The organism is Plesiocystis pacifica SIR-1 (assembly GCF_000170895.1).
Lineage (GTDB): Bacteria > Myxococcota_A > Polyangia > Nannocystales > Nannocystaceae > Plesiocystis > Plesiocystis pacifica.
Window position 1 is genome coordinate 31,000 of record NZ_ABCS01000071.1, and the last position, 22,928, is coordinate 53,927.

Sequence of the window (22,928 nt, forward strand, 5' to 3'; positions counted from 1 at the left end):
CTCGCGTCGAAGAAGCTGCGACGACCAGCTGCCGGCCCTGGCAGTTCTCCCACGTCACCTGCGGCTGTGGACCCGCGCTCACTTGGCGGCGGCCTCGAAGCCCCCGGCGAGCTCCTCGTCGAGGACCGGGCCGACCATGGTCATGGGCAAGGCCCCGCGCATCGACCGACCGTTGACGAAGGAGTGGGGCGTGCCCGACACGCCCAGCTTCGAACACAGCTGCTTGTCGGCGTCGATGACCGCCTGGGTCGCCGCGCTCGCCAGGTCCTTGGAAAAGCGGGCGACGTCGAGCTGGAGGAAGCGAGCGTACTCCAGGTAGTCGGCCTCGCTGCGCTTGCTCTTGTCGGCGAACAAAAGGTCGTGCATCTCCCAGAACTTGCCCTGCTCGCCCGCCGCGATCGCGGCCCGGTGCGCCCCCTCGGCGTCCTTGTGCATGGGCAGGGGGAAGTGGGCGACGGCGTAGCTGACCTTGCCCGAGTAGCGGCCGTCGGCGAGGGCCTCGTCGATGGTCTGGTGCCAGCGCGCGCAGTAGGGGCAGTCGAAGTCGAGGCAGGTGAGGATCTCGATGTCCGCCTTGCGCTTCTTGCTCGGCTGCACGCCGCGGACCGGGCGGCCGTCGAGCGCCACGGCCTCGCGCGAGTGCGCGGCCACGGGCGGGACCTCGACCTTGGTCGCCCAGCTCTTGCTCATCGCCGCGTAGAGCTGGCTCTGCTTGCCGCGGTGCCCGGCGAGGTAGGTCTTCGCGCTGTCGAGCTCCTCGTCGATGAGGGCCGCGAAGGCGGCCTCGGGCTGGGCTCCGGACAAGAACCGGCCGTTGACGAAGAAGGCCGGGGTCCCCGTCGCGCCAAACTGCTGCGCGACCTTTTGGTCCTCGGCGATGATCTTGGCCGCGTCGGGGTCGGCCATGTCGGCCTTGAAGCTGCGGATGTCGAGGCCCAGCTGGCGCGCGAGGGTCGAGAAGATCCCAGACTCCGCGAGCCGGCCGTCCTCGGCGGCCTCGTAGAGCGCCGCGCGCATGGCAAAGAACTCGCCCTGGCGATCGGCGGCGACCAGGGCCAGCGCCGCGTCCTTGGCCTGCGCGTGCATGGGCAGGGGGTTGTGGCGGTAGACGATGCGCAGGTCCTTGCCGTAGCGCTTGGCCAGGGCGTCGAGGGTCGCTTCGGCCTTGCGACAAAAGGGGCACTGCATGTCCCCGAAGGCGATCAGCGTGACCAGGGCGTCCGCGCGCCCCTTGGTCGGGCGGCCGTCCACGGGCACGGCGTAGTGGACCTCCGGATCGGGCCTGCCCGGCCGCGCCTTGCTCCCGCCCGAGGGCTTGCGCGCCTCGAAGGCCGGCCCGTCCGAGGCCAGGGCCATGAGCGCGGGGTAGACCTCGGCGGGGTGGGCCCCGGCGCGCAGCAGGTGGTCGACCTGCTCGCGCTCGGCCGCGATCAGCTCCTCGAGCTGCTCGGCGGCCCGAGCCCCGCGCACCGGCAGGCCGTTGATGAAGTAGGAGGGGGTCGAGCGCACGGCCAGGGCCTTGCCCAGCTCGATGTCGCCGTCGACGATCTCCGCGCCCATGCCCTGGCCGACCTCGACGAGCAAGCCCTCGACGTCCTGGATCCCCGCCGCCCGCGCGAGGGGCTCGAGCTCGCTGAGCTCACCGGGGCGCTCAAACATCACGCGGTGCAGCTCGAGGCCACGACCCTGGCGCTGAGCCGCGAGCAGGGCCAGCGCCGCGTCCCGGGCCTCGCCGTGCATCGCCAGCGGGAAGTGCTTGTAGACCACGCGCACGTCCTGGCTGCGGGCGGCGACCTCGTCGAGGGCGTCGTGGAGCCGGCCGCAGTAGGGGCACTGGTAGTCCGAGAACACCACGATGGTGATCCGGGCCTCCGCCGCCGGGGCGCCGAAGCTCAGGTCCGAGGCGGACACCGGCACCCGAAAGCGCTCCCCCTCGAGCTGCCCCTCGACGGCGTCCGCGAGCTCCTGCGCCCGAGCGTCGAGGGCGAGGCTGTCGGCCCCCCGCGCGGGCGCGCCTGCCTGCCCCGTGCGCGCCTGCTCGCCGGCCTCGACCGGGGGCGTCTGCGTCGCGGACTTCGACCCGCCGGTGCAGCTCAGCGCGAGGGCGGCGAGGGAGAGCACACACAGATCGACACGAAAGCGGACGCGCGCAGGCATGGGCGGAACGCTAGCAAGTCTGCGAGCCCTCGGCGCCCCCGCGGCGCAAAGCCTTGGGAGCCGGCTCACGCGGGGACCCTGGCGCAAACCCGTATCATCCCGGCGAGATGTTCGAGCAAGCCCGGGAGCACTTCGCCACCATCCTGTCCGAGATCGAAGAGGCCGGTCTCTACAAGCACGAGCGCATCATCGTCTCGCCCCAGGGCGCCGAGATCGCCGTCAACGACGACAAGGTCCTCAACTTCTGCGCGAACAACTACCTCGGCCTGTCGAGCCACCCCGACGTGGTCGCGGCCGCGGCCAAGTCCCTCGAAGAGCGGGGCTACGGCATGTCCAGCGTGCGCTTCATCTGCGGCACCCTCGACAAGCACAAGGAGCTCGAGGACGCCCTGACCACCTACCTGGGCACCGAGGACACCATCCTCTACAGCTCCTGCTTCGACGCCAACGGCGGCCTGTTCGAGACCCTCCTGACCAAGGAGGACGCGATCATCTCCGACAGCCTCAACCACGCCTCGATCATCGACGGCATCCGCCTGTGCAAGGCCGAGCGGCACCGCTACGCCAACTCGGACATGGCTGAGCTCGAGGAGAAGCTCAAAGCCACCCAACAAAAGCGCATGCGGATGATCGCCACCGACGGCGTGTTCAGCATGGACGGCAACATCGCCAAGCTCGACCAGATCTGCGACCTGGCCGAGAAGTACGACGCGATGGTCATGGTCGACGACAGCCACGCGACCGGCTTCATCGGCAAGACCGGCCGGGGCACGCCGGAGTACTGCGACGTCATGGGCCGCGTCGACGTGATCACCTCGACCCTGGGCAAGGCGCTGGGCGGGGCCTCGGGCGGCTTCACCTCCGGGCGCAAGGAGATCGTCGCGATGCTCCGCAACCGCTCGCGCCCCTACCTGTTCTCCAACTCCCTCGCGCCGATGATCGTCTCGGCCAGCCTCGCGGTCATGAAGACCCTGAGCGCGACCACCGAGCTGCGCGACAAGCTCGAGGCCAACACCAAGCGCTTACGCGAGGGCGTGGTCGAGGCGGGCTTTTCGCTCAAGCCCGGCGACACCCCCATCGTCCCGATCATGCTCGGCGAGGCCCGCCTGGCCGTGCAGTTCGCCGACAAGCTGCTCGACGAGGGCATCTACGTCATCGGCTTCAGCTACCCCGTCGTGCCCAAGGGCCAGGCCCGCATCCGCGTCCAGCTCTCGGCCGGGCACAGCCCCGAGCAGATCGACAAGGCCGTCGCGGCCTTCACCAAGATCGGCAAAGAGCTCGGCGTGATCGACTGATCCAACCTGCCGTGCCCAACCTGCCGTGCGGGTCGCGATGCGGGCGATCGTGGCGACCCGTGTCACGATCGCCACCCAAGCGACGAGCGCGCGCGACGAAGACCCGCGCATCTCGCCCAAAATGCGCGGATTTTTGGGTCAGGTGATAGGCTCCGCGCAGCCATGGGCTTGCTCGATCGCATCTTCACGACCCTGGGCCTACGCAGCACCCCGCCCGAGCCGGCAGACGACGCCGCCAAGACGGACGCTGCGGACGCCAAGTCGAGCGACGAAGCGCCCAAGTCGAGCTCTCCCCTCGAGAGCCTCGACGAGCTGACCCCGACCGAGCCCGGCGAGCGCGACCCCGAGCTCGAGGCCAAGGACGACCCCGGCACCTTCGAGTTCGCCACCGACATCGCCCGCTACTTCACCGCCGAGTTCCGCATCGAGCAGGCGTGGAGGAACAAGGAGCGGCGCGAAAAACTGTTCGGCGAGTACAGCATCCGCGACACCGCGCACTGGTTCCAGATCCAGGCGACCTTCCAGCGCTGGCTGAAGTCCGACGAGGGCAGGGCCAAGTACCCGACGGACGCCGCCCTGTCCCAGGCGCGCATGACCACGACGCAGACCGTGAGCATGGACGAGCTCAACCTGCTGGTCGCCGAGGCCAAGGCCGCCAAGGCCGAGCGCGAGGGCTGAGGGCTACTTCGTCGGCACTCGACGCACAAAGGCACCGGAGCGACGGTGTCCAGCGAGTGGATCCCCTCGAAAGGGAGCGGCCGAATTGGGCGACCACCATGGCATCGTAAATATTCACCGCTGCGATGAGAGCCCTGACACTCGACGAGCGTCGACATTTACCACGCCACCATTGCACAGATCGATAATCTGTACACATGTCAATCGCAGCTCGTCTCCGTCCATCCGCATTCATGTTCTTGTTGGCCCTCGTATTCAGCGCGACCGGCTGCTTCAAGACCTGGACCGTCATCAAGGCCTCGGGGCCCCCCTCGGCGCTCCAGGGCAAGGCTCAGATGGCCGTCCAGTTCGAGTCGGTCAACGTCCGCGTCGGCAACAAGGATCAGATGACCGAGCAGGAGTGGCTCGACAGCCGCGAAAAGGACGAGCACCGCGACAACTACACCGACAGCATGTCCGAGGCCAACCGGACCTTCATGCAGGGTCTGCGGCAACGCGCCGACGGCGTCGAATTCGTCGAGGGCCAGGCCGCGCCGGGTCAGGTTCAAATGACGGTCAGCTGGATCCAGTGGGAAGAGGGCATGTGGGCGACGGAGCTGGTCAAGTGGCCGTCCGAGGCCACCGCTCGCGTCATCTTCACCCTCGACGGCGAGACCCTCGACGAGATCGAGGTCCGGGCCAACCAGGAGACCTCGATGACCACCGCCGATCCGCGCGCTCGCTTCCGGACCATCGGCAAGCGCCTGGGCGGCTACACGTGGAGCTTTCTAAAGTCCGTCAACGGTTGAGCGCCAGGAGCCAAGCCGCGGCCAGTCACCGCGGCCAAGCGCCCTCGGCCCACGCGCGCGCCTCGGAGGAGGCCGCGGGGCCGCCCCAGCGCGCCTCCTCGACCCCGGCCGCCCGCGCCCGCTCAGCGCAGGCGTGCATCAGCGCGTGGTCTCGGGGCTCCATGTACACGGGCCGAGCCGCCCACGCGCGCGCGAGCAGCTTGGGCACCTCGAACCAGGCCTCGTCCAGGCTCGCGACCAGCACCGCCGCCATCGCCACGGCCCGCGGGGCGTTGCCGTAGGCCGTCCGGTTGCCGCTCGTATCCTGCTCGCTCGAGAACTCGGGCAGCACGGCCAACAAGGCCCGGGCGTGGGCCTGGTGACGGCTGAGCACCGCCACGCGCACGAGGGTCGAGCCCGTGGCGTGGAGCTCGTCGGGGCGGGCGACGCGGCCGTCGAAGGCGTCGAACCACCACCGCAGCTCGGCCCAGGCCTGGTCGATGTCGAGGCGCGCGAGGGCCTGCTCGGCCCGGGCCGCGGCGACGTAGAGCACCATCTGCCCCGGCGGCACGGGCTCGAAGCGCCGCTGGCCGCTCGCCCACATCAGCTTGCCTGGCGGGCCCAGGGCGCACTCGCTGATCCACGCCGCAGGCGGCCGCGGATCGAGGCGCGTGAGCGGCTCGACCCTCCGCCTGCGCTGGCGCGTGCGGGTGCGGCTGACGGTGATCATCGCGGCCAGGGGCACGCCAGCGTAGAGCCCAAACATGCCGCCGAAGTAGAGGCCCAGGCCCAGACCCGCCAGGCCGCCGGACGCCAGCCCCATCACCCCGCCCACGGCCAGGCCCGTGGCCAGGGCCGCCGAGCCCGAGGCGACCATGAACTGGTTCGAGGACAGCTCGCCGGTCTCCGGGGTCGGCTCGGCGAGGGCGACCAGGCTCGGCGGCGGGACCAGAGCTAGGGCCTGGGTGACCACCGCCGGGGCTTCGGGGCTGGCCTCGCGGTAGCCCCCCTCGACCCAGATGCGCATGCTCGGAAACAGGCGCTCGAGCAGCCCGCGCATGCGCCCGCTGGCGTCGGACATCACCCGCTCGCGCAGCTCCTCGGCGTGGGCGTGGAGGCGCTCGGCGGTCACGGCCAGGGTGATCGTGTAGAGCATGGGCAGCTCGACCTTCAGCGCGCTCGCCTGCGCCGCCGCCCAGGCATGCTCGAGGACCTCGTCGCTGGCCTCGCTCGCGGCCTCGAGCACGCGCAGGGCGGCCAGCAGCGCCAGGCCCTGAGCGTCCGCGCCGCGCTCGGGGAAGGCCGAGGCCCGCGCCACGCCCTCCTCGGCGAAGTGGCTCGGGGACAGCCACGCCAGCACGCTGCGCAGCAGCTCTCCGCGCAGACCGTGGGTCCAGTTTCGCCGCCGGCGCTGGCGGTGCATGTCTCGCTCGCGGATCGACAGCGCGTCCACGGCCGCCTGCACCTCGCCGGCCTCGAGCTCGCGGATCGCCCGGTGGGCCGCGACCTCGAGCAGCACCTCCGGCGCCTCCAGGGCTGGCCAGCTCTTCCCCCCCTCGACCTCGGCCCGCGCCTGGGCCCGCGCCAAGGCGTGCTGCTCCCGGCGTTGAAACCAGTAGTTCGTGCCGATGACGCCCATCGGGAAGGCGAAGAACACCGCCAACATGATCAGGCCCGGGTCGACGGCCACGGTCAGGGATACGAGGGTGCCGAATACGAGCGCGAGCAAGCCCGGGCCCCCGACGAGGGTCATGAAGGCCCTCCAGGTCTCGACCGAGCCCCCCGTCGCGTAGAAGGTCGGGGAGCGCCGCAGGCCCTCGGGCGAGCGCCTCGCCAGGGCCGACGTCGCGCCCCTCGACGGGGCGGGGTGCTCGCGATCCTCGCTCACCTCGGCGAGCATAGCCGCAGCGCGGGCGCCCCGGTGTCAAGTCGTGCAGAGCGCCGTCAGCGGATCGGAATCCGGAGGTAGCGCGTCCCGTTGTCCGCGGGCTCGGGCAGCTGCCCGCCGTCGACGTTGATCTGCACCGAGGGGTAGAGCAGCCGCGGCGCCTTCAGGCCCGCGTCGCGCTGCTCCCGAAAGCGCACGAAGTCCTCGCGGCTCGTGTCCCCGCGCAGCTGCGGGTTGTTGGCCTTGGACTTGCCGATGCTCGTCTCGTAGGCCAGCGCGCGCCCGCCCGGCTGGTAGTCGTGGCCGACGAACACCCGGGTGGCGTCGGGCAGGGCGTAGAGGCGGTCGTGGATCGAGCTGTAGAGCTGGTCCGCGCTCCCCCCCGGAAAGTCGCAGCGGCCCGTGCCGTAGTCGTCCATGAACAGCGCGTCCCCGGTGAACAGCGCGTCCCCGATGCGGTAGCTGACGCAGGCCGGCGTGTGCCCGGGCGTCGAGATCACCTCGACCTCGAGGCTGCCCGCCTCGAGCACCTCGCCGTCCCCAAGCAGCCGATCAAACTGCCGGCCCTCGACGGAAAAATTCGCCGGCATGTCGAACACGTCCTTGAACAGCGCCTGGACCTCGACGATGCGCGCGCCGATGCCCACCGGCGCCCCATGGCGCTCGCGCAGCACCGGCGCCCCGCTGAGATGATCCGCGTGCGCGTGGGTCTCGAGCACGAAGCGCAGCTTCAGCTCCAGCCCCTTCAGCGCCGCATCGAGCGCGTCCAGGGCCGCCGTCCCCGTCTTCGACGCCCCCTGGTCGTAATCCCGCACCGGGTCGATCACCACGGCATCGCGGGTCTCGGGGTCCCACACCAGGTAAGTCAAGGTGTAGGTCGGCTCGTGGAAGAACGCTCGAATCTCCATGCCCCGAGCCATTGCAGCCTCCGGGCCAAACCCCAGTCCTCCAACCACCACGCCCAGCGCCCCCCAAGGACCCCCGCGGTCCCACCCCGTTCCAACGTGATGCAGCACCACGCAACCCAGCTCACCCATCGAGTCGAAGGCAACACCCTCCGCACCACGACGGGCACAAAAGGGGCAAGGGGGTCGGATCCCCCAGCGCAAGGAGCCGCCCAAGCCCTCGATGAAACCCAAGACCCACCCCAACCCCAAACGCCCAAAACCCCAACAGCCCATGCCGTCAGGCGACAGCGGGGGATCCGACCCCCTTGACCCGTGCCCGCTCCCCATCGAAGCCGAGACCGACCCCCTTGACCCGTGCCCGCTCCCCATCAGAGCCGAGACCGCTCGCAAAACCCAAAGCAATCCCCCGAACGCGCACTCAGCGATAAGGCGCCGGCGGAGCCTGAAGCCGCTCCTCAAACACCTCGAGCTCTCGCACAATCTGCGCCAGCCGATCCCGCAACGCCGGCTGCCCCGACTTGCGCCGCCGCTCCAGCGACCACCCCTCGTCCTCAAACAGCGCCCGCACCCGGTTGGGATCCGCCCCCACGTCCTGCATGTACGCCGTGTCCACCGCGCTGAGCCGCTCCACCTCCAGCACCCACTCCCCGAGCTCCCGCGCCGCGTCGCGCAGCCGCTGCTGCAGCTCGTCGAACTCCCCCAGCATCGCCGCCGCGCTCCCCCCCTCGCGCAGCTCTCGCAGCGGCCCCTCGAGGCTCAGCCGCAGGGCGCGGGTGTCCCGGGCCAGGTCCTGGAGCGAGCGCGACAGGTGCGAGAGCTGCAGCGGGTTCTCCTCGGGGCTGCCCTCGAGGTAGCGTCGGCTCCGGGCCTGGCCGCGCATGGTCTGGATCAGACCCACGCCCGCGAGCAGGGCGACGACGAGGTAGATCCAGAAGCTCACGCGAGCCCCAGGTTACCAGCCCTCACTGGCCCGAGCAGTTGAGCAGCGAGGCGATGCCGTAGATCAGCGGCGTGAGCACGACCCACTTGACCACCCAGGCGATCAGGAAGGTCTTGAGCACCGCCGGGCCGTAGAACTTGGTCAGCTGCAGGGCCGTCAGCCGGCGGATGCCCACGGGCCAGCTCGCGCGCTCGCGCAGCCGCTCGTACCAGCTCGCGATGTTGGGCCGGCGGCGCTCGGACAGCGAGCGCGAGAAGCCGATGTGGTCGAGGCGGGCGATGGCCGCGGTCCAGGTCAGGTCGGCGAGGGTGTACTCGTCGCCCGCGAGCCAGCGCCGCTCCTCGAGCAGCTCCTCGATCTCGTCGAGCACGGCCTCGACGTCGACGACGAGCTGGTCGATGAGCCCGCGGTCGTTGACCGCCTCCTTGAACACGTCGAGCTCGTCGAGCTTGGCCTGGTACACGGGCGCGAGCTCGGGCTGCTTGTCGACGAGCTTGCGCAGCTGCGTGCGCTCTTGGCCCAGGGCCCAGCGGTAAAACCACCGCGTCATGCCCTTGGCCCGGCCGTGGTGCAGCTCGAGCAGGGGGAAGCTGTCCTGGCGCTCGACCCAGAGCATGACCTCGGCCCTGGCCTCGGGGTCCGCGGGGATCAGCTTCGGCCCCGAGCCGAGCTCGTCGAGCACGCGCAGGATGTCGAGGGTCTCGGTCACGACCGTGTCGCCGATCTCGACGGTCGGCACGGCCAGGCGCGGGTTGAGCTCGGCGTAGTCCGCCTCGAAGTGCTCGTTGGCCGGGCCGGTGTTGACGATCACGCCCTCCCACTCGAGGCCCTTCTCGGCCAGGGCGAGGCGGACGACCTGGGAGGGGATCGAGGTCGGGAAGTGGTGCAGGCGGATGGGCTTGCCGGCGAGCTTCGAGGGCGGGCGCCCGGGCTCGGGCACCGTCGTGACGACCGCGTCGCTCGCGTCAGCCACATCAGCCGCGTCGACCGCATCGCTCGCCTCGACCGCTGCGTCCGCGCGGCTCTCGGCCGCTTCGCTCTCGACGACCTTCAGCGTGCGCTCACCGGTCACGAAGACCTCCCGCTGCGCCGTCTGGTCCGCCCACGCTGGAACTCTAGCGTCCCTCGACGCGGCTTCGACTCGGCGCTCTGTCACGGTTGCGTCTCGACTCCCCGACCCGGCGGCGTCTGGCCCACACGGTGCAAGGCGCCCGGTGAACCAAGAGACTGTGGATGAATCCACAGTCTCTGCCTATTTAAACCGTCGTGGACGACGCCACGCCCTCCCTGCCCCACGTCCACGACTCAGCTCACCACGTCGATCGACTGTTCGCTCGACGCGGGCGCAGGTTACCCGCTCAATCCACCATCGAGGTCAGCGGCAGGTCGATGTGGAAGGTCGCGCCCTCGCCCGCGCGGTTGTCCAGGCGCAGCTCGCCGCCGTGCTCCTGGAGGATCCCGTGGCTCACCGACAGCCCCAGGCCGGTGCCCTGGTCTCGGCCCTTGGTGGTGAAGAAGGGGTCGAAGATGTGCGCGGCGACGTGCTCGGGCACGCCCCCGCCGTGGTCGCTCACGCTGATCCGCAGCCAGCCCCGACCGCCCTCGGCTGCCCCCTCGGCTGCCCCCTCGGCTGGGACGGTGCGCGCCTCGATCTCGATCAGCTTGCGCTCGTTGTGCCCAGGCCAGCGCTCGCACAGGGCGTCGCGGGCGTTGGTCACCAGGTTCATCACGACCTGTTGGATCTGCTGGTGACGGCAGGCGACCCGCGGCAGGTCCTCGGGGATGTCCACGCGGATCTCGATCTGGCTGCGGCGCAAGATGGTGTGCACCAGGGACAGGGTCCCGTCGACGATCTGCTTGGCCGAGAAGGTCTCCCCGAGGGTCTCGCTGTCCCGGCGCGAGAAGGCCAGCAGGTTGCGGACGATGGTCGCGACGCGCTCGGACTCGTGGTGAATCTCCTCGGCGAACTCGATGACCAGCTCCCGCTCGTCCGGCGTGTGCATGATCAGCTCCGAGTAGTTCATGATCCCCTGGATCGGGTTGTTGATCTCGTGGGCGACGCCGCTGGCGAGGGTGCCGATGGACTCGAGGCGCTGCTGCTGGCGCTGGGCCGCCTCGACCGAGCGCTGGGCCGCCTCGGCCGCGCGGCGCTCGGTGACGTCGGTGCCCACGATGATCAGCCGCTCGACCCGGCCGTCGACGCTGATCGGCACCACCCGCCAGGCGAACCACCGCTCGCCCGCGGGCGTCTCGATGCGCAGCTCCTCCGCGCGCCGCTCCCCCGCGCCCACGGCCTGCTCGATGGCCGCGCGCAGCTGCTCGCGGTCGTCGGGGTGGATGAACTCGACGATCGTGCGGCCGAGCGCGCGCTCGGGCGGGGCCGCGCCGCCGAGGTGGTTGACGAACTCGATGCGCGCGTCGGCGTCGAGCAGCATGACGACGTCCGGGAGGTCCTCGACGAGGGAGCGCCAGCGCACCTCGCTGGTCCGCAGGCGCTCGAACAGCTGGGCGTTCTCGAGGGCGCTGCCGGCCTGGACCATGAGCAGGCGCAGGACCTCGATGCGCTCTTGGGTGAAGCTCTCGGGGCTGAGCCGGTTCTCGAGGTAGAGCAGGGCGATGAGCCGGCCCTGCTTGACGATCGGCAGGCACAGCACCGAGCGCACGCCGGCCTCGGCGATGTAGGGGTCGAGGCCGTGGCGAAGGTCGCGGACCGCGTCGTGGAGGATCACGGTCTCGCGGGTGCGCTCGACCCAGCGCAGCAGCGACAGCGGCAGGCGGTCGCCGACCTCACTCAGCGCCAGGGACTCGCGCAGGTAGCCGACCCCGTAGGCGTCGTCGACCTCGACGCTGGCCAGGGCGACCACGGCCAGGGTCGCGTCCTTGCCCGAGTCGCCCCGCCCGCGCGGGAGCATCAGGGCCCCCCGCTGGGCCCCGGCGCTCTCGAGGGCGATGGCCATGATCCGCGTGACCACGTCGCCGAGCTGGATGTCCTCGCCGATCGCGACCGTGGCCTTGAGCACGGTGTCGAGGTCGAGGGCCTCGTTGGCGGAGCTGCTCCGGGTCATGTGGGTGTCCTCGAGGCCCTCGGCCGCCCCGCCCTTGGCCGGCGTCAAGGTGCCCATCTCGGGCCAGCGCGCCTCGAGCTCCGCGACCTTGGCGAAGGCGCCCCAGTGGTGGTAGCGGTCCCGGGCCTCGCGCAGCGGGCCGCGGGCCAGGTCGTCGAGGCCCAGGCCCAGGGCCGTCGCGCCCAGGCGCTCGAGGGTCAGGGCCTCGAGCGCGGGCAGGCGCTGCTCGGCGCTGCTGCGCCGCGCCTGGGAGAACCACGCCATGGCCTCGACGGGCTCGCCCTCGAGGGCGCGCAGCTCCGCGGCGACCAGCAGCGCCCGGGGGTCGAAGTCCCACGAGCCCAGCTCGGACCAGCTCCGGAGCTTGCGCAGGCGCTCCCGGGCCACGCCGAGCAGGCGCTCTCGGGCGGCCGCGTCCGTCGTCGAGCGGGCGCAGACCGCCGCGGACAGGCCGTGCAGCAGGCTGTAGTCGGCGACGTGCCAGGGCGCGAACAGGATCCGCTCGGTGTCGGCGAGCCCCTCGACCCGGGCCAGGGCCGCCGACCACCGGCCAAACAGCACGTCTTGCCAGACCGCGAGCAGCTCGATCATCCGCGCGCACACGGGCTGCTCGAGGTCGCGCTCGACCTCCGCGAGCGCGCCCTCGTGGCGATCGCCGAGCAGCGCCCCGGCGAAGCGCTGGTAGGCGTCGGCGATCGCGGCCAGGGGCTTGGCGCCCCACTGGCGCAGGCGGTGCAGCCCGGCCTCGGCCTCGTACTCGATGGTCCGCAGGTGCACGTTGGCCGACAGCGAGGTCGACAGGCGCATGATCGTGCCGTAGCCGACGAACTCGAAGTCGCCGACGACCAGCGAGGCGGCCACCGAGGCGCGCAGGGGCTCGAGGGCGTGGGCGAAGGGCTGGGTCCAGCCGCGCAGGAACCAGTAGGGCGAGGCCAGGCGTCGGAGCACCGTGGCCGCGCCGACCTCGGCCAACGCCCGAGCCTGCTCGGCGAGCTCGCAGCCCAGGGCCCGCTCGCCCAGGTAGGCGCCGATGATCGTCGCGCCGTGGACTAGCATCAGCGGATAGGCCGAGTGGTAGCCCTGCTCGGACACGACGCGCAGGTAGAGCTCGGTCAGCGCGAGGTGGACGTGGGCGTCGACGAGCTGGGCGCTGGCGATGCTGACCTCGATGACCTCGAGGGCCGCGAGCACCCGCGGGTCGGTGACCGGGGGGCGCTCCTCCATGCCCGCGAGCGCGTCGGAGCGCAGCAGGGCGTAGAGGTCCCCGGCCTGGCGATCGAGCTCCTGGGTCAGCGGCAGCTCATACTCGAGCCAGGCCAGGGCGCCGATGCAGCAGTCGAGGGCGAGGTGGCGGTCGTCGGCGAAGATCCGGTTCGAGATCCGCGTGGTCACGGCGTGGCCGAAGTCGACGGGCTCGAGCTGCGTGGACAGCAGGGCGTCGAAGCGGGCCTCGGCGATCTCGTAGTCCCCGCCCAGGCCCAGGGCCTCGCACAGGCCGATCTCGAGGTCGACGGCCAGGCTGCCGCCGCCCGGCTTGGAGCTCCGCCCGAGCGCCCCGCCGCCCCCCGACCCGAGGCGCTCGTCGAGGGCGCGCACGCCCGCGCTGAAGTAGCGCATCGCGGCCCGCGGCGCCGAGCTGCCGATCGCCCGGCGCCCGGCCGCGAGGCTGAGCTCGGCCAGGTGCCGGCGCAGGCTCAGCGCCGCGTCCTCGAGGGCCGCCCGCGCGCGCTCGGGCGGCGGGGTGTCGCCCTCGTCGGGGAAGGCGAGCAGGCCGTAGCCGTAGCCGAGGTGATCGACGACGTCGAACAGCTCCTCCGAGGCCCACTCGACCACCCCGCGGCCGAGCTCGAGGGCCGCGGCCTCCCCGGCCGGGCCGACGTCGAACTCGCGCTCGGGCCCGGCCAGGCGCGCGAGCCCGATGATGCCCACGCGGCGGTGGACCGAGGTCCGCAGCTGCGGCCCGGCGAGCTCGTAGGCCAGGGCGTGGAGGCGCTCGTGGGCGAAGCTGTGCCGGCCCTCGCCCAGGGGGTTGACCAGGCCCTCGCCGACCAGGGCCCCGAGGTGGCGGACCGCGTCGCCCTCGGACGCCCCGCGCTCGAGCATCAGCGCGCGCAGGGTCGGGAAGTCGAAGTTCGCCCCGATGATCGCCGCGTACATCAGGACCTCGAGGGCGCCCGGCTCGAGCTCCCCGAGCTTGGCGGTCATCATCATCAGGACGTCGTCGGAGAACTCCGCCCGGGTGATGGTGTCGGCGTCCCAGGTCCAGCCCTCGGGCCCGGCGACGATCAGCCGGTGGTCGAAGAGCAGCTGGAGCAGCTGGCGGACGAAGTAGGGGTTGTTGCGGGTCTTGGGCCCGATCAGCTCGGCGAGGGGCTCGACGTCCGCGACGGAGGTCGAGAGCGCGTCGGCGACCAGCTCGGCCACGTCCCCCCGCGCCAGCGGCTCGAGGGGCAGCCGGCGCAGGCTGTGGCCGTGCTCGAGCACGCCCAGGATGTGGCGCAGCGGGTGGCTGGGGTCGAGCTCCTCGTCGCGCACGCACAGCACCATGAGCAGGGCCGAGCGCGCCTCGCCGAGCAAGATCGCGAGCAGCTCGCAGCTCGCCGTGTCGGCGAAGTGCACGTCGTCGAGGGCCAGGACCAGGGGGTGATCGATGCGCGCGAGGCTGGCGACGAGGCGCGCCAGGGCCAGGGCGGTGCGGTTGCGGGACTCGAGCGGGGACAGGCGCGGGGCCCCGCGCGCGTAGGCCCCGAGCACCGGGCCAAACTTGGGCATCAGCTCGACGAGCACCGGGCCGAGATCCCCGAGCTCCCGGCGCAGCCGCTCGCGCCAGCGCCCGAGGCTGGCGTTGTCGAGGGTCAGCAGCTGATCGGCGACGTCGGTCAGCGCGACGAGGATGCCGGCGTGGGAGCGCTCGCTGATGCTGTCGCGGAAGCTGCCCCGGGCCAGGTGCCCCTCGCGGCTGAGCACGGGCTCGGCGAGCTGATCGATGAGCGCGGTCTTGCCGATGCCCAGCGGCCCCGAGATCAGCACGCAGCGCGGCCGCCCGCGGCAGGCCTCGCGCAGGGCCTCGAGCAGCAGCCGCGTCTCCTCGTCCCGGCCGTAGAGGCGGTGGGGCAAGAGCAGCTGCGTGGGCACGTCGCCCTCGCCGAGCTGAAAGTCGTCGAGGCCCTCGCCCGCCTGCAGCCCCGAGGCCAGGCGCTCGAGGTCGGCGTGCAGGCCCTTGGCCGAGTGGTAGCGCCGCTCGGGGGCCTTCTCGAGCAGCTTCATGACCATGGCCGAGACCGCGGCGGGCAGCTCCGGGCGCAGGCGCTGGGGCGGCAGGGGGCGGCGCGCGAGGTGGGCGTGGATCAGCTCGAGGGGTGAGTCGCTGGTGAACGGCCGCTCCCCCGTGAGCAGCTCGTAGAAGGTCACGCCGAGGGAGTAGAGGTCGCTGCGGTAGTCGACCTGGCGGTGCGTGCGGCCGGTCTGCTCGGGCGAGATGTAGGGCAGCGTGCCCTCGAGCACCCGGCGGTCGTGGATGTGCCGGCGCTCGCTCTCCAGCAGCACGGAGATGCCGAAGTCGGCGATGGAGATCGAGCGGTCCCGGGGGTCGATGAGGATGTTGGTCGGCTTGATGTCGCGGTGGACCACGCCGCGCTCGTGGATCTGCGCCAGGGTGTCGGCGACCTGGACCGCGACGGTCAGGAACTCGTCGACGTCGAGGGCCCGGCCGCTGCAAAACTCGGCCAGGTTGACGCCCTCGCGCCACTCGAGCACCAGCGCCAGCTGGGTGCCCGCGCGCTCGAGGGCCAGCGCGCGCACGACCCCGTCGAGCTCGAGCTGCTGGATGAGCTTGAACTCGTGCTCGACCCGGGCCTCGAGGCCCTCGTCCGAGCCGAGCTCGTAGAGCTTGACGACCACGACCTCGTCGTCGACCTCGCGCGTCGCCGCGAACACCCGGGTCGTCCCGGACTCGCGCAGGACGTGGGCGTCCCGATAGCCCTCCAGGCCCAGGGCCCGGGCCCGTGCGACGCCACCACTCACTCCGCCATCTTAGACCGGTCGCCGGCAAACGCCACGCATCGCTAACGGGCACGCACGCGCGCCCAATGCTGACTCAAAGGGCAGGGTCTCGATGGAGGACCGTGCCATACTCCCACCTACCTCATGGAGTGGCGAGCCAAGTGACCGAGCAAGTGACCGAGGCCAGCGCGATCCCGCAACTGCAGAGCACGATCCAGTCCGTCACGGTCTATCGCCGGGGCGCGTCGGTCCGCCGACGCGTCCGCGTCGAGGCCGGCCCCGCGTGCCCGCCCGTGATCCGGGTGACCGGACTGCCGATGAGCCTGGCGGAGCAGTCGGTCCGGGCGACCCTCCGCCCCCTCGCCGACGCCGAGCCTGCAGACGCGACGCGCAGCCCCGTCGTGGGCGATCTACGCGTGCTCCTCTTGCCCCACGCCGCGGCGAGCGAGGGCGCCGGCGGGGCCCAAGACAGCGCGCGAGAGCCCACCGGGCGCGCCGCCCTCGAAGCTGCAGAATTGGCCTGGAAACGCGCCAGGGCCCGCCTCGACCACGCCCGGTCCATGCGCCGCGAGCTCGCCAGCCTCGAGCCGGGCGCCCGGGGAGCGCCCGCCGAGGGTCAGCCGCCGGCCGACTCCCCCCTCCAGGCGCGCCTCGAGCTGCTCCGCTTTCGCAAGGCCCAGCTGGCCGCGCTGCAAGGGCGCATCAGCGCCGCGCTCACGGCCGAGACCGAGGCCCGCGAGCGCTACCACGAGCTCCGCGAGCGCGAGCGCGTCGCCTCGAACGCCGACGACCAGCGAGACTACGAGCTGCGCAAGGCCGTCGAGCTCCACCTCGAGCTGCCCCCTGGTGACGCGCCGGTGGTCGGCGCGGTCGAGATCGACCTCGACTACCTGGTCGCAGGCGCGCGCTGGGTGCCCAGCCACGTCGCCCGCCTCGACGCCGAGATGCGCAGCGCCGAGTTCGAGCTCCGCGCCCTCGTGGTCCAGCGCACCGGCGAGGACTGGCGCGGGGTCGGGCTGACCTTGTCGACGGCCGACCCCCAGAGCTGGGCCGAGCTCCCCGAGCTCCCCAGCCTCAAGATTGGGCGACGCCAACCCCCCCCGCGCAAGAGCGGCTGGCGGGCGGCCCCCGAGGGCGCCGGGGCCCTCTACGCCGACTGCATCCGCGACCTGGGCGAGCGGCCCAAGCCCGAACCCGAGCCCGCCCCTGCGCCCACGCCCTCGAAGCCCAAGCTCGCTCGGCAGCCCTCCTCGGTCGGCACGGCAGCTGCGGCCGCGGACGACATGCCCAGCTTCGGCGGCGGCGGCTTCGACGAAGAGTCGGATCTCGCGGTGCGCAGCCAGTCCGTCGTGACCCCGAACATGAAGCGACGCCGCGGCGGCCCGCCCCCGCCTCCCGGCGGCGCCCCCCCCATGCCCAGCGCCCCCGCCTTTGCTGCCGCCCCCATGACTCGGGGCTCCTTTCCCCCACCTCAGGCCATGGCGGAGCGCAAGAGCGGCGGCCTGCTCGGGGCGATCGGCGGCGCCATGGCCAGCGGCTTCGAGGCCCTCGCGGGCGGCGGCGGCGAGGGCTACGGCGGACGCGGAGGCTTCGCCGACGCCGCCCCCGAGCTCCCGCTGCTCGACACCACGCGCCTCGACTACGGCTCCCTGCGCATGCCCGGGCCCACGGACGATCTCGACGCCCAGGCTCGGGGCCAGCTTCGGCGCATGACCCCGCGCGAGCGCCACGGCGGGGACCAAGGTCGCGCCAAGCGGGCGGCGGTGGCTGAGCTCGAGGCCAAGCGAGACGGCGATCGCATCGACCATCACCTGTCCGCGCCCGCGGGCCACCGGTGGCCCAGCAACGCCGACGGCTACGACCACGCCTACGTCGCCGACGGCACCGTCGAGGTGCCCAGCGACGGCAGCTTCCGCTCCCTGCCCATGCTCGCCCGCCCAACCGAGGCCCGCCCCCGCTACATCTGTGTCCCGCGCGAGAGCCAGGACGTGTTCCGCGTGGTCCGCCTCGACAACCCCCTCGACGGGCCGCTGCTGCCCGGCCCCGTCGACGTCTACGTCGACGGCAAGTTCGCCCTCGGCTCGCAGATCGACGAGGCCACCCCGGCCGGCGGCGCCTTCGAGCTCGGCATCGGCGTCGAGCAGGCCATCGAGGTCGCCCGCAACGTCCGCTTCGAGGAGGAGGCCGCGGGCATGTTCAAGCGCAGCCTCGAGCTGCGCCACGAGCTGCGCGTCGAGCTGCGCAACAACCTCCCGCGCCCGGCCACCGTCGAGGTCCGCGAGCGCCTGCCCCACGTGCCCGAGGGCTCCGACAAGGTCGAGCTGCGCACCGACACCGTCGAGCCGCCCTGGTCCGACTACGAGCCCCGCGACCCCGAGCGCGCCCTCGAGTCCGGGCACCTGTGGTCCGTCGAGCTCGAGCCCGGCGCGGTCCAGACCCTGAAGGCCGCCTTCACCGTCACCATCCCCCGAGACCACGAGCTCGAGGGCGGCAACCAGCGGGAGCGATGACATGCGCGCGAGCCCAACCCTCACCCAGCTCCCCGTCGTCGCGGTCACCGTCCTCGAAGACCGCGCGATCGTCACCCGCCGCGCCACCTTCGAGCTCGCCCCCGGCACCCACCAACTGCGCGTCGAGGGCGTGGCCCCGGTGCTCGTCGACAAGACCCTGCTCGGCCGCCTGCGCGCCCCAAAGGGCAGCCCCGCGCTGCCCGAGGGCGCCCGCGTGCGCAGCCTGGCCCTGCGTCGACGCTGGCTGACCCAGGACGCCCAGCGCCCCGACGCCGACCTGGGCGACGAGAGCCTCGCCCAGCTCCGCGCCCGCCTGCGCGACGAGCAGTGGGCCCTGGCCCGGGCGGGCGATCAGCTCAACGACCTCGACGGCGAGCTCGAGACCCTCCGCGCGCTCTTGGCCCAGGCCGTGGCCGAGATCGGCGAGGACGTCGGCTGGGGCCGGTCTCAGCCGGCGCGCTGGGCCGAGCTCATCGGCGAGCTCGACGAGGCCCTCGCCGCGGGCCGAGACGCCCGGGAGCAGCAGGCCGCCGACATCGCCACGCGGTCCGAGCGGACCCGGAGCATCGCCCGGGCGATCGCGGCCGCGTCGACGCTCGACAGCTTCGCCCGCGCCGAGCTCGACGTCGAGATCGCCCTCCCCGGCGATCCCCAGGACCCGGCCCGCGCCGTCGAGCTCAGCGTCGAGTATCTCGTGCCCGGCGTCGCCTGGCGACCCTGGCACACCGCCAAGCTCAACACCGAGTCAGCCGAGGCCGGCGGCCTCGCGCTGCGCTGCGACGGCGCCGTGTGGCAGGCCACCGGCGAGGACTGGACCGAGGTCGAGCTGACCTTCAGCACCGAGCGTCCCTCCCTGGGCGTCGCCCCGCCCGTGCTCGAGGACGATCCGCTGTGGGCCGTGCCCCGGGGCGAGGTCGTCGAGGTCGAGGCCCGCGATCAGACCATCCACGCCACGGGCCTCGTCGACGACGGCGACGGCAGCAGTGGGGCCTCGCCCCCCTCCGACGCTCCGCCCGGCGTCGACGATGGCGGCGAGCCCCAGGAGCTGCGCTCGACCACGACAGTCACGATCCGCGGCGACGGCCGGGTCCACCGCGTCCCCCTGTTCGAGATCGACGCTCCCGCCGCGCTCGCCCGGGTCTGCGTGCCCGAGCGCTCCCCCGCGGTCTTCCTGCGCTCGCGTCACGAGCTCGACGGCGCCCGCCCGCTGCTCGCCGGCCCCGTCGACCTGGTCCGCGACAGCGGCTTCGTCGGCCGCACGAGCATCGACTTCGTCGCCCCCGGGGCCCGCTTCGAGCTGAGCTGGGGCCCCGAGCCCACCTTGCGCGTGCGCCGGGAGGTCGAGCTGCTCGAGGAGGAGCGGCGGATGATGAGCTCGTGGACCCGCAAGCCCCGGCGGGTCACCCTCAAGCTCAGCAACATCGGCCCCGAGCCCGCGATCATCGAAGTCCGCGACCGCGTGGCCGTGTCCGAGACCGAGAAGGTCAGCGTCGAGGTCCAGGAGATCACCGGCGGGGCCAAGCCCGACGCCGACGGCATCGTGAGCTGGTCCGTGCGCCTGCCGGGCTTTGGCCACGACCGCTACCAGCTGCGCTGGACCCTGGTCGTCCACGACGACGTCGCGGGGCTCTAACCCTCAGCCGTCTCCAGCCCCGCGAGCTCGGCCACGAGGAAGTCCACGAAGGCCCGGACCTTGGGGACGAGGTAGCGCTTCGAGGGGTAGACCGCGTACACGGTGGCGCTGCGCGGCGTCCACTCGCCGAGCACCGCCCGCAGTCGCCCCGCCGCGAGGTCCTCGCGCACGTAGACCTCGGGGATCATGCCCAGGCCCAGGCCGGCGCGCAGCGCCTCGCGGACCGCGAGGCTCGAGCTGACCTGGTAGCGACCGCGCACGGGCTGGCGGAGCTCACGGCCGCGCTTGCTGAAGCTCCACTCCCGCGCGTGCGCGGCGAGAGAAAAGCCCACGCACTCGTGCTCCCGCAGCTGCTTGGGGTGCGTCGGAGTCCCGCGGCGCTCGAGGTAGTCCGGCGCCCCGCAGACCACGTGCGCGAGCGTCATCACCTTGCGGGCCACGAGGCTCGAGTCCTCGAGCTGCTCGGTCCCGCGGATCGCCACGTCGAAGCCCTCCTCGACCAGGTTCACCCGCCGGTCGTCGAGGCGCAGGTCGAGGGACAGCTCCGGGTGACGCTGCAAGAAGGCCGGGATCGCCGAGGCGAAGCAGGTCAGGGTCAAGCTCATGGGCGCGCTGACGCGGAGCGAGCCCTTGGTCTCGCCCTGCATCGCGTCGAGCATGCCCTCGGCGTCGTCGAGCTCGTCGAGCACCCGAGCGACGCTCTCGTAGTAGAGCTCGCCGGCCTCGGTCAGGCTCATGCGTCGCGTGGTGCGATGCAGCAACCGCACCCCCAGCGCGGCCTCGAGCTCGCCCACGTTCTTGCTGACCGCCGCGGGCGACAGTCGCAGGTGGCGAGCCGTCGCCGCGAAGCTGCCGAGCTCGACGGCGTGGCGAAAGACGGTGAGCGCGGTGAAGCGATCCATTCGACACTCTCAGTGTCGAGTCATACCACCAGGCAGCACATTGTTCACCAAAGGGCGTGGATCTACCCCTAGTTCATGCCCAAGTACATCTGTGAGACCTGCGGAACGCAATTCGCCGAGACCCACGTGACCCCCGAGCGCTGCCCGATCTGCGCGGACGAGCGACAGTACGTCGGCCGCGGAGGCCAGCGCTGGACGACCCACGGAGACCTCCTGGCCCGCCACCGCCAGCGCATCGAGGACGACGACGGCCTGCTCGCCTTCGGGGTCGACCCCGGCTTCGCCATCGACCAGCGCGCCCTCTTGCTGCCCACCGACGCCGGGAACCTGCTGTGGGAGAGCGTCAGCCTCGTGACGCCGGAGGCCGTCGAGGCGATCCTCGCTCGCGGCGGCGTCGAGCGCATCCTGATCTCGCACCCGCACTTTTACTCGGCCATGGGCGAGTGGAGCGACGCCCTCGGCGGCGTCCCGATCCTCCTGCACGAGGCCGACCGCGAGTGGATCCAGCGTCCGCACCCGGCGATCGAGACCTGGTCCGGCGACGCGCTCCGGCTCTCGGACACGGTGACGCTGATCCGCGCTGGCGGGCACTTCCCCGGCAGCACCGTGCTGCACTGGGCCGCGGGCCCGCGCCCCGGCGGAGCCCTGTTCGCCGGCGACACCCCCCAAGTCGTGCCGACCCGCCGACACGTCTCGTTCATGTACAGCTACCCCAACCTCACGCCGCTGCCAGCCGCCGAGGTCCGAGCCATGCGCGATCGCCTGGCCCCCTACGCCTTCGAGGACGTCTACGGCTACACCTGGGGCCGCAACATCCTCGGCGGGGGCCGGGCGGCCGTCGACCGGTCCTTCGCGCGCTACCTCGAGGCGGTGCAGGACACGGCCGTGACCCTCACGGCCCCCAGCGCAGGCTCAACACCCGCAGCTCGCTCTGCTCGCGCATGAACATCTTGGCCTCGCGCCGGTCCGCGAGGATCGTCCAGGTCAGCGCCGCCACCAGGGCCGCGCTCGCGCCGATCAGCGAGTAGCCGGTGATCGCCACGCCGCGGGTGTGGTCCGCGGACCAGCCTCGCGGCGCGTTCGCGGCCAGCCCCAGGGCGACCCCCGTGCCCACCAAGCTCGCCCCCGTCACCCCGACGAGGGCCCAGCTGCGCGGACGAAAGTAGCCAAACACCGGGCCGCGCTTGCACACTGGGCGCCGATCCGGGACCCCGTAGGCCGCGTCGTCCCGGGGCCCGACGCGGCACCAGTCCTCGAAGCGGGGCTCCATCGGGTAGGCGCAGCCGATGGGCGAGACCGGCTGCCACCCCGGGTAGCCACAATCTACGCAGTCGTCCCAGTCGGGCGGGGGCGGGTCGTCGAGGGTGGCGAGGATCTCGAGCTCGGCCTCGCTCGGCCCCGGCGGCGGGTCGCGGTGGTGGTCGAGGCGTTCGGCCACCGCCGGGGCGAGGACCTCGGGCAGGATGGAGTCGTCCGCCGACCCGGTGAGCTCGAGGCCGAAGGCGAGCTCGCCCGCGAGCACGTCATAGACGACCAAGACGCCAGGCCCCAGCCCCTCGGGCTCGGGCTCCGCTTCGTCAAAGCGCGCCCAGATCAGGTAGTCGTAGCCCGTGGTCGAAGAATTGAGGTTGATGTAGCGAGCGATTCGCTCGACGCAGGCCAGCTCGTTCGCGGGTCCCGGACACGCCACGCGCTCGGCTGCGTCGCTCAGGCTCCGGTTGATCCGCTTCACCTCGAAGCCGCGGGTGACGAGCGCGGTCTGGACGCGCGCGCGCATGTCCGTGACCGCAGGCCCGTCGCCCTCGAAGACGAGCAGGCCGACTCGGAGGGGCTGGGAAGACTCGAATGACTCAGCAGGCGCCCGACCTTCGGCCCGGGCCTCGACCCCCCAACACGACAGCGCGAGAGCGATCGCGAGCGTCGCCCAGGTGCGCATGTCGAAGGCGACCATTCGAGCGCCAACGCGAACTCGAGGGGTCACTTTCACCAGCAGACCCTTCCCGACGACCGCGCTACACTCCCGCCATGACAACATCTCGGAACGCTGAGCTTAGAACATTCGCGCTCTCCCTCGTCCTGGGCCTGCCGAGCTTGGCCTGCACCGACGACGGAGACGGATCCGACGACGAGGTCGGTGAGTCCGGGCCGGGCAGCGAGGCCAGCGGAGACAGCTCCAGCGACGA

14 protein-coding genes are annotated in these 22,928 nt (G+C 72.1%); 6 read left to right on the top strand and 8 right to left on the bottom strand.

All coding sequences use genetic code 11. The annotated features are described in order from the left end of the window. Positions 1-78 precede the first annotated feature (78 nt). Entirely contained in the window at positions 79-2,157 is a 2,079-nt protein-coding gene (locus tag PPSIR1_RS28590) for a DsbA family protein (protein WP_086001777.1), read from the bottom strand. A 107-nt stretch (positions 2,158-2,264) separates the two neighbouring features. Between PPSIR1_RS28590 and kbl the strand changes: the two genes are divergently transcribed. From kbl to PPSIR1_RS28605, 3 genes are all read left to right on the top strand, one after another. Continuing rightward, the gene (gene kbl, locus PPSIR1_RS28595) at positions 2,265-3,452 is read left to right on the top strand and encodes a glycine C-acetyltransferase (protein ID WP_006974688.1); all 1,188 of its coding nucleotides are present in this window, start codon (positions 2,265-2,267) and stop codon (positions 3,450-3,452) included. Positions 3,453-3,614: 162 nt separating this feature from the next. Continuing rightward, a complete protein-coding gene (locus PPSIR1_RS28600; RefSeq protein WP_006974689.1) occupies positions 3,615-4,130 on the top strand; it encodes a hypothetical protein in 516 nt (171 codons plus the stop codon). A 233-nt stretch (positions 4,131-4,363) separates the two neighbouring features. Continuing rightward, the gene (locus PPSIR1_RS28605; protein WP_006974690.1) at positions 4,364-4,918 is read left to right on the top strand and encodes a hypothetical protein; all 555 of its coding nucleotides are present in this window, start codon (positions 4,364-4,366) and stop codon (positions 4,916-4,918) included. Positions 4,919-4,943: 25 nt separating this feature from the next. On the opposite strand, the gene PPSIR1_RS28610 is transcribed toward PPSIR1_RS28605, so the two are convergent. The 5 genes from PPSIR1_RS28610 to PPSIR1_RS28630 all read right to left on the bottom strand — a co-directional run bounded on the left by PPSIR1_RS28610 (position 4,944) and on the right by PPSIR1_RS28630 (position 15,721). After that, complete coding sequence (locus PPSIR1_RS28610) at positions 4,944-6,785, bottom strand: hypothetical protein (protein WP_157596076.1); 1,842 nt, start codon at positions 6,783-6,785, stop codon at positions 4,944-4,946. Positions 6,786-6,841: 56 nt separating this feature from the next. After that, entirely contained in the window at positions 6,842-7,693 is an 852-nt protein-coding gene (locus PPSIR1_RS28615) for an MBL fold metallo-hydrolase (protein WP_006974692.1), read from the bottom strand. Between the two features lie 418 nt (positions 7,694-8,111). Then, positions 8,112-8,633 (bottom strand): hypothetical protein, encoded by a 522-nt coding sequence (locus PPSIR1_RS28620; RefSeq protein WP_006974693.1) that lies wholly within the window; start codon positions 8,631-8,633, stop codon positions 8,112-8,114. A 22-nt stretch (positions 8,634-8,655) separates the two neighbouring features. Then, the gene (locus tag PPSIR1_RS44105) at positions 8,656-9,705 is read right to left on the bottom strand and encodes a glutathione S-transferase family protein (protein WP_006974694.1); all 1,050 of its coding nucleotides are present in this window, start codon (positions 9,703-9,705) and stop codon (positions 8,656-8,658) included. Positions 9,706-9,991: 286 nt separating this feature from the next. Further along, positions 9,992-15,721 carry a protein kinase domain-containing protein gene (locus PPSIR1_RS28630; RefSeq protein WP_006974695.1) on the bottom strand — a complete coding sequence of 1,910 codons (5,730 nt, stop codon included), beginning with the start codon at positions 15,719-15,721 and terminating at the stop codon, positions 9,992-9,994. Between the two features lie 140 nt (positions 15,722-15,861). Here PPSIR1_RS28630 and PPSIR1_RS28635 point away from each other — a divergent pair, with 140 nt between their 5' ends. Continuing rightward, positions 15,862-18,210 (top strand): DUF4139 domain-containing protein, encoded by a 2,349-nt coding sequence (locus tag PPSIR1_RS28635; RefSeq protein ID WP_157596077.1) that lies wholly within the window; start codon positions 15,862-15,864, stop codon positions 18,208-18,210. A 1-nt stretch (position 18,211) separates the two neighbouring features. Then, positions 18,212-19,843: a DUF4139 domain-containing protein gene (locus tag PPSIR1_RS28640; protein ID WP_006974697.1), complete on the top strand. Its 1,632-nt coding sequence runs from the start codon at positions 18,212-18,214 to the stop codon at positions 19,841-19,843. Here PPSIR1_RS28640 and PPSIR1_RS28645 read toward each other — a convergent pair. Further along, positions 19,840-20,745 (bottom strand): LysR family transcriptional regulator, encoded by a 906-nt coding sequence (locus PPSIR1_RS28645; protein WP_006974698.1) that lies wholly within the window; start codon positions 20,743-20,745, stop codon positions 19,840-19,842. The genes PPSIR1_RS28640 and PPSIR1_RS28645 overlap by 4 nt on opposite strands. A 75-nt stretch (positions 20,746-20,820) precedes the next feature. On the opposite strand from PPSIR1_RS28645, the gene PPSIR1_RS28650 reads away from it, so the two are divergent. Then, on the top strand, positions 20,821-21,690 hold the full coding sequence (locus PPSIR1_RS28650) for a hypothetical protein (protein ID WP_006974699.1): 870 nt from the start codon (positions 20,821-20,823) through the stop codon (positions 21,688-21,690). Here the strand turns inward: PPSIR1_RS28650 and PPSIR1_RS28655 are convergent. Then, positions 21,638-22,696, bottom strand: a complete 1,059-nt coding sequence (locus PPSIR1_RS28655; RefSeq protein ID WP_006974700.1) for a hypothetical protein — start codon at positions 22,694-22,696, stop codon at positions 21,638-21,640. The genes PPSIR1_RS28650 and PPSIR1_RS28655 overlap by 53 nt on opposite strands. Positions 22,697-22,928 lie beyond the last annotated feature (232 nt).

What these genes read in the sequence shown, in the direction of transcription:
- PPSIR1_RS28640 (WP_006974697.1), top strand. Translation starts at nt 18,212, where the DNA reads ATGCGCGCGAGCCCAACCCTCACCCAGCTCCCCGTCGTCGCGGTCACC.
- kbl (WP_006974688.1), top strand. Translation starts at nt 2,265, where the DNA reads ATGTTCGAGCAAGCCCGGGAGCACTTCGCCACCATCCTGTCCGAGATC.
- PPSIR1_RS28645 (WP_006974698.1), bottom strand. Translation starts at nt 20,745, where the DNA reads ATGGATCGCTTCACCGCGCTCACCGTCTTTCGCCACGCCGTCGAGCTC.
- PPSIR1_RS28655 (WP_006974700.1), bottom strand. Translation starts at nt 22,696, where the DNA reads ATGGTCGCCTTCGACATGCGCACCTGGGCGACGCTCGCGATCGCTCTC.
- PPSIR1_RS28600 (WP_006974689.1), top strand. Translation starts at nt 3,615, where the DNA reads ATGGGCTTGCTCGATCGCATCTTCACGACCCTGGGCCTACGCAGCACC.
- PPSIR1_RS28650 (WP_006974699.1), top strand. Translation starts at nt 20,821, where the DNA reads ATGCCCAAGTACATCTGTGAGACCTGCGGAACGCAATTCGCCGAGACC.
- PPSIR1_RS28605 (WP_006974690.1), top strand. Translation starts at nt 4,364, where the DNA reads ATGTTCTTGTTGGCCCTCGTATTCAGCGCGACCGGCTGCTTCAAGACC.
- PPSIR1_RS28590 (WP_086001777.1), bottom strand. Translation starts at nt 2,157, where the DNA reads ATGCCTGCGCGCGTCCGCTTTCGTGTCGATCTGTGTGTGCTCTCCCTC.
- PPSIR1_RS28615 (WP_006974692.1), bottom strand. Translation starts at nt 7,693, where the DNA reads ATGGAGATTCGAGCGTTCTTCCACGAGCCGACCTACACCTTGACTTAC.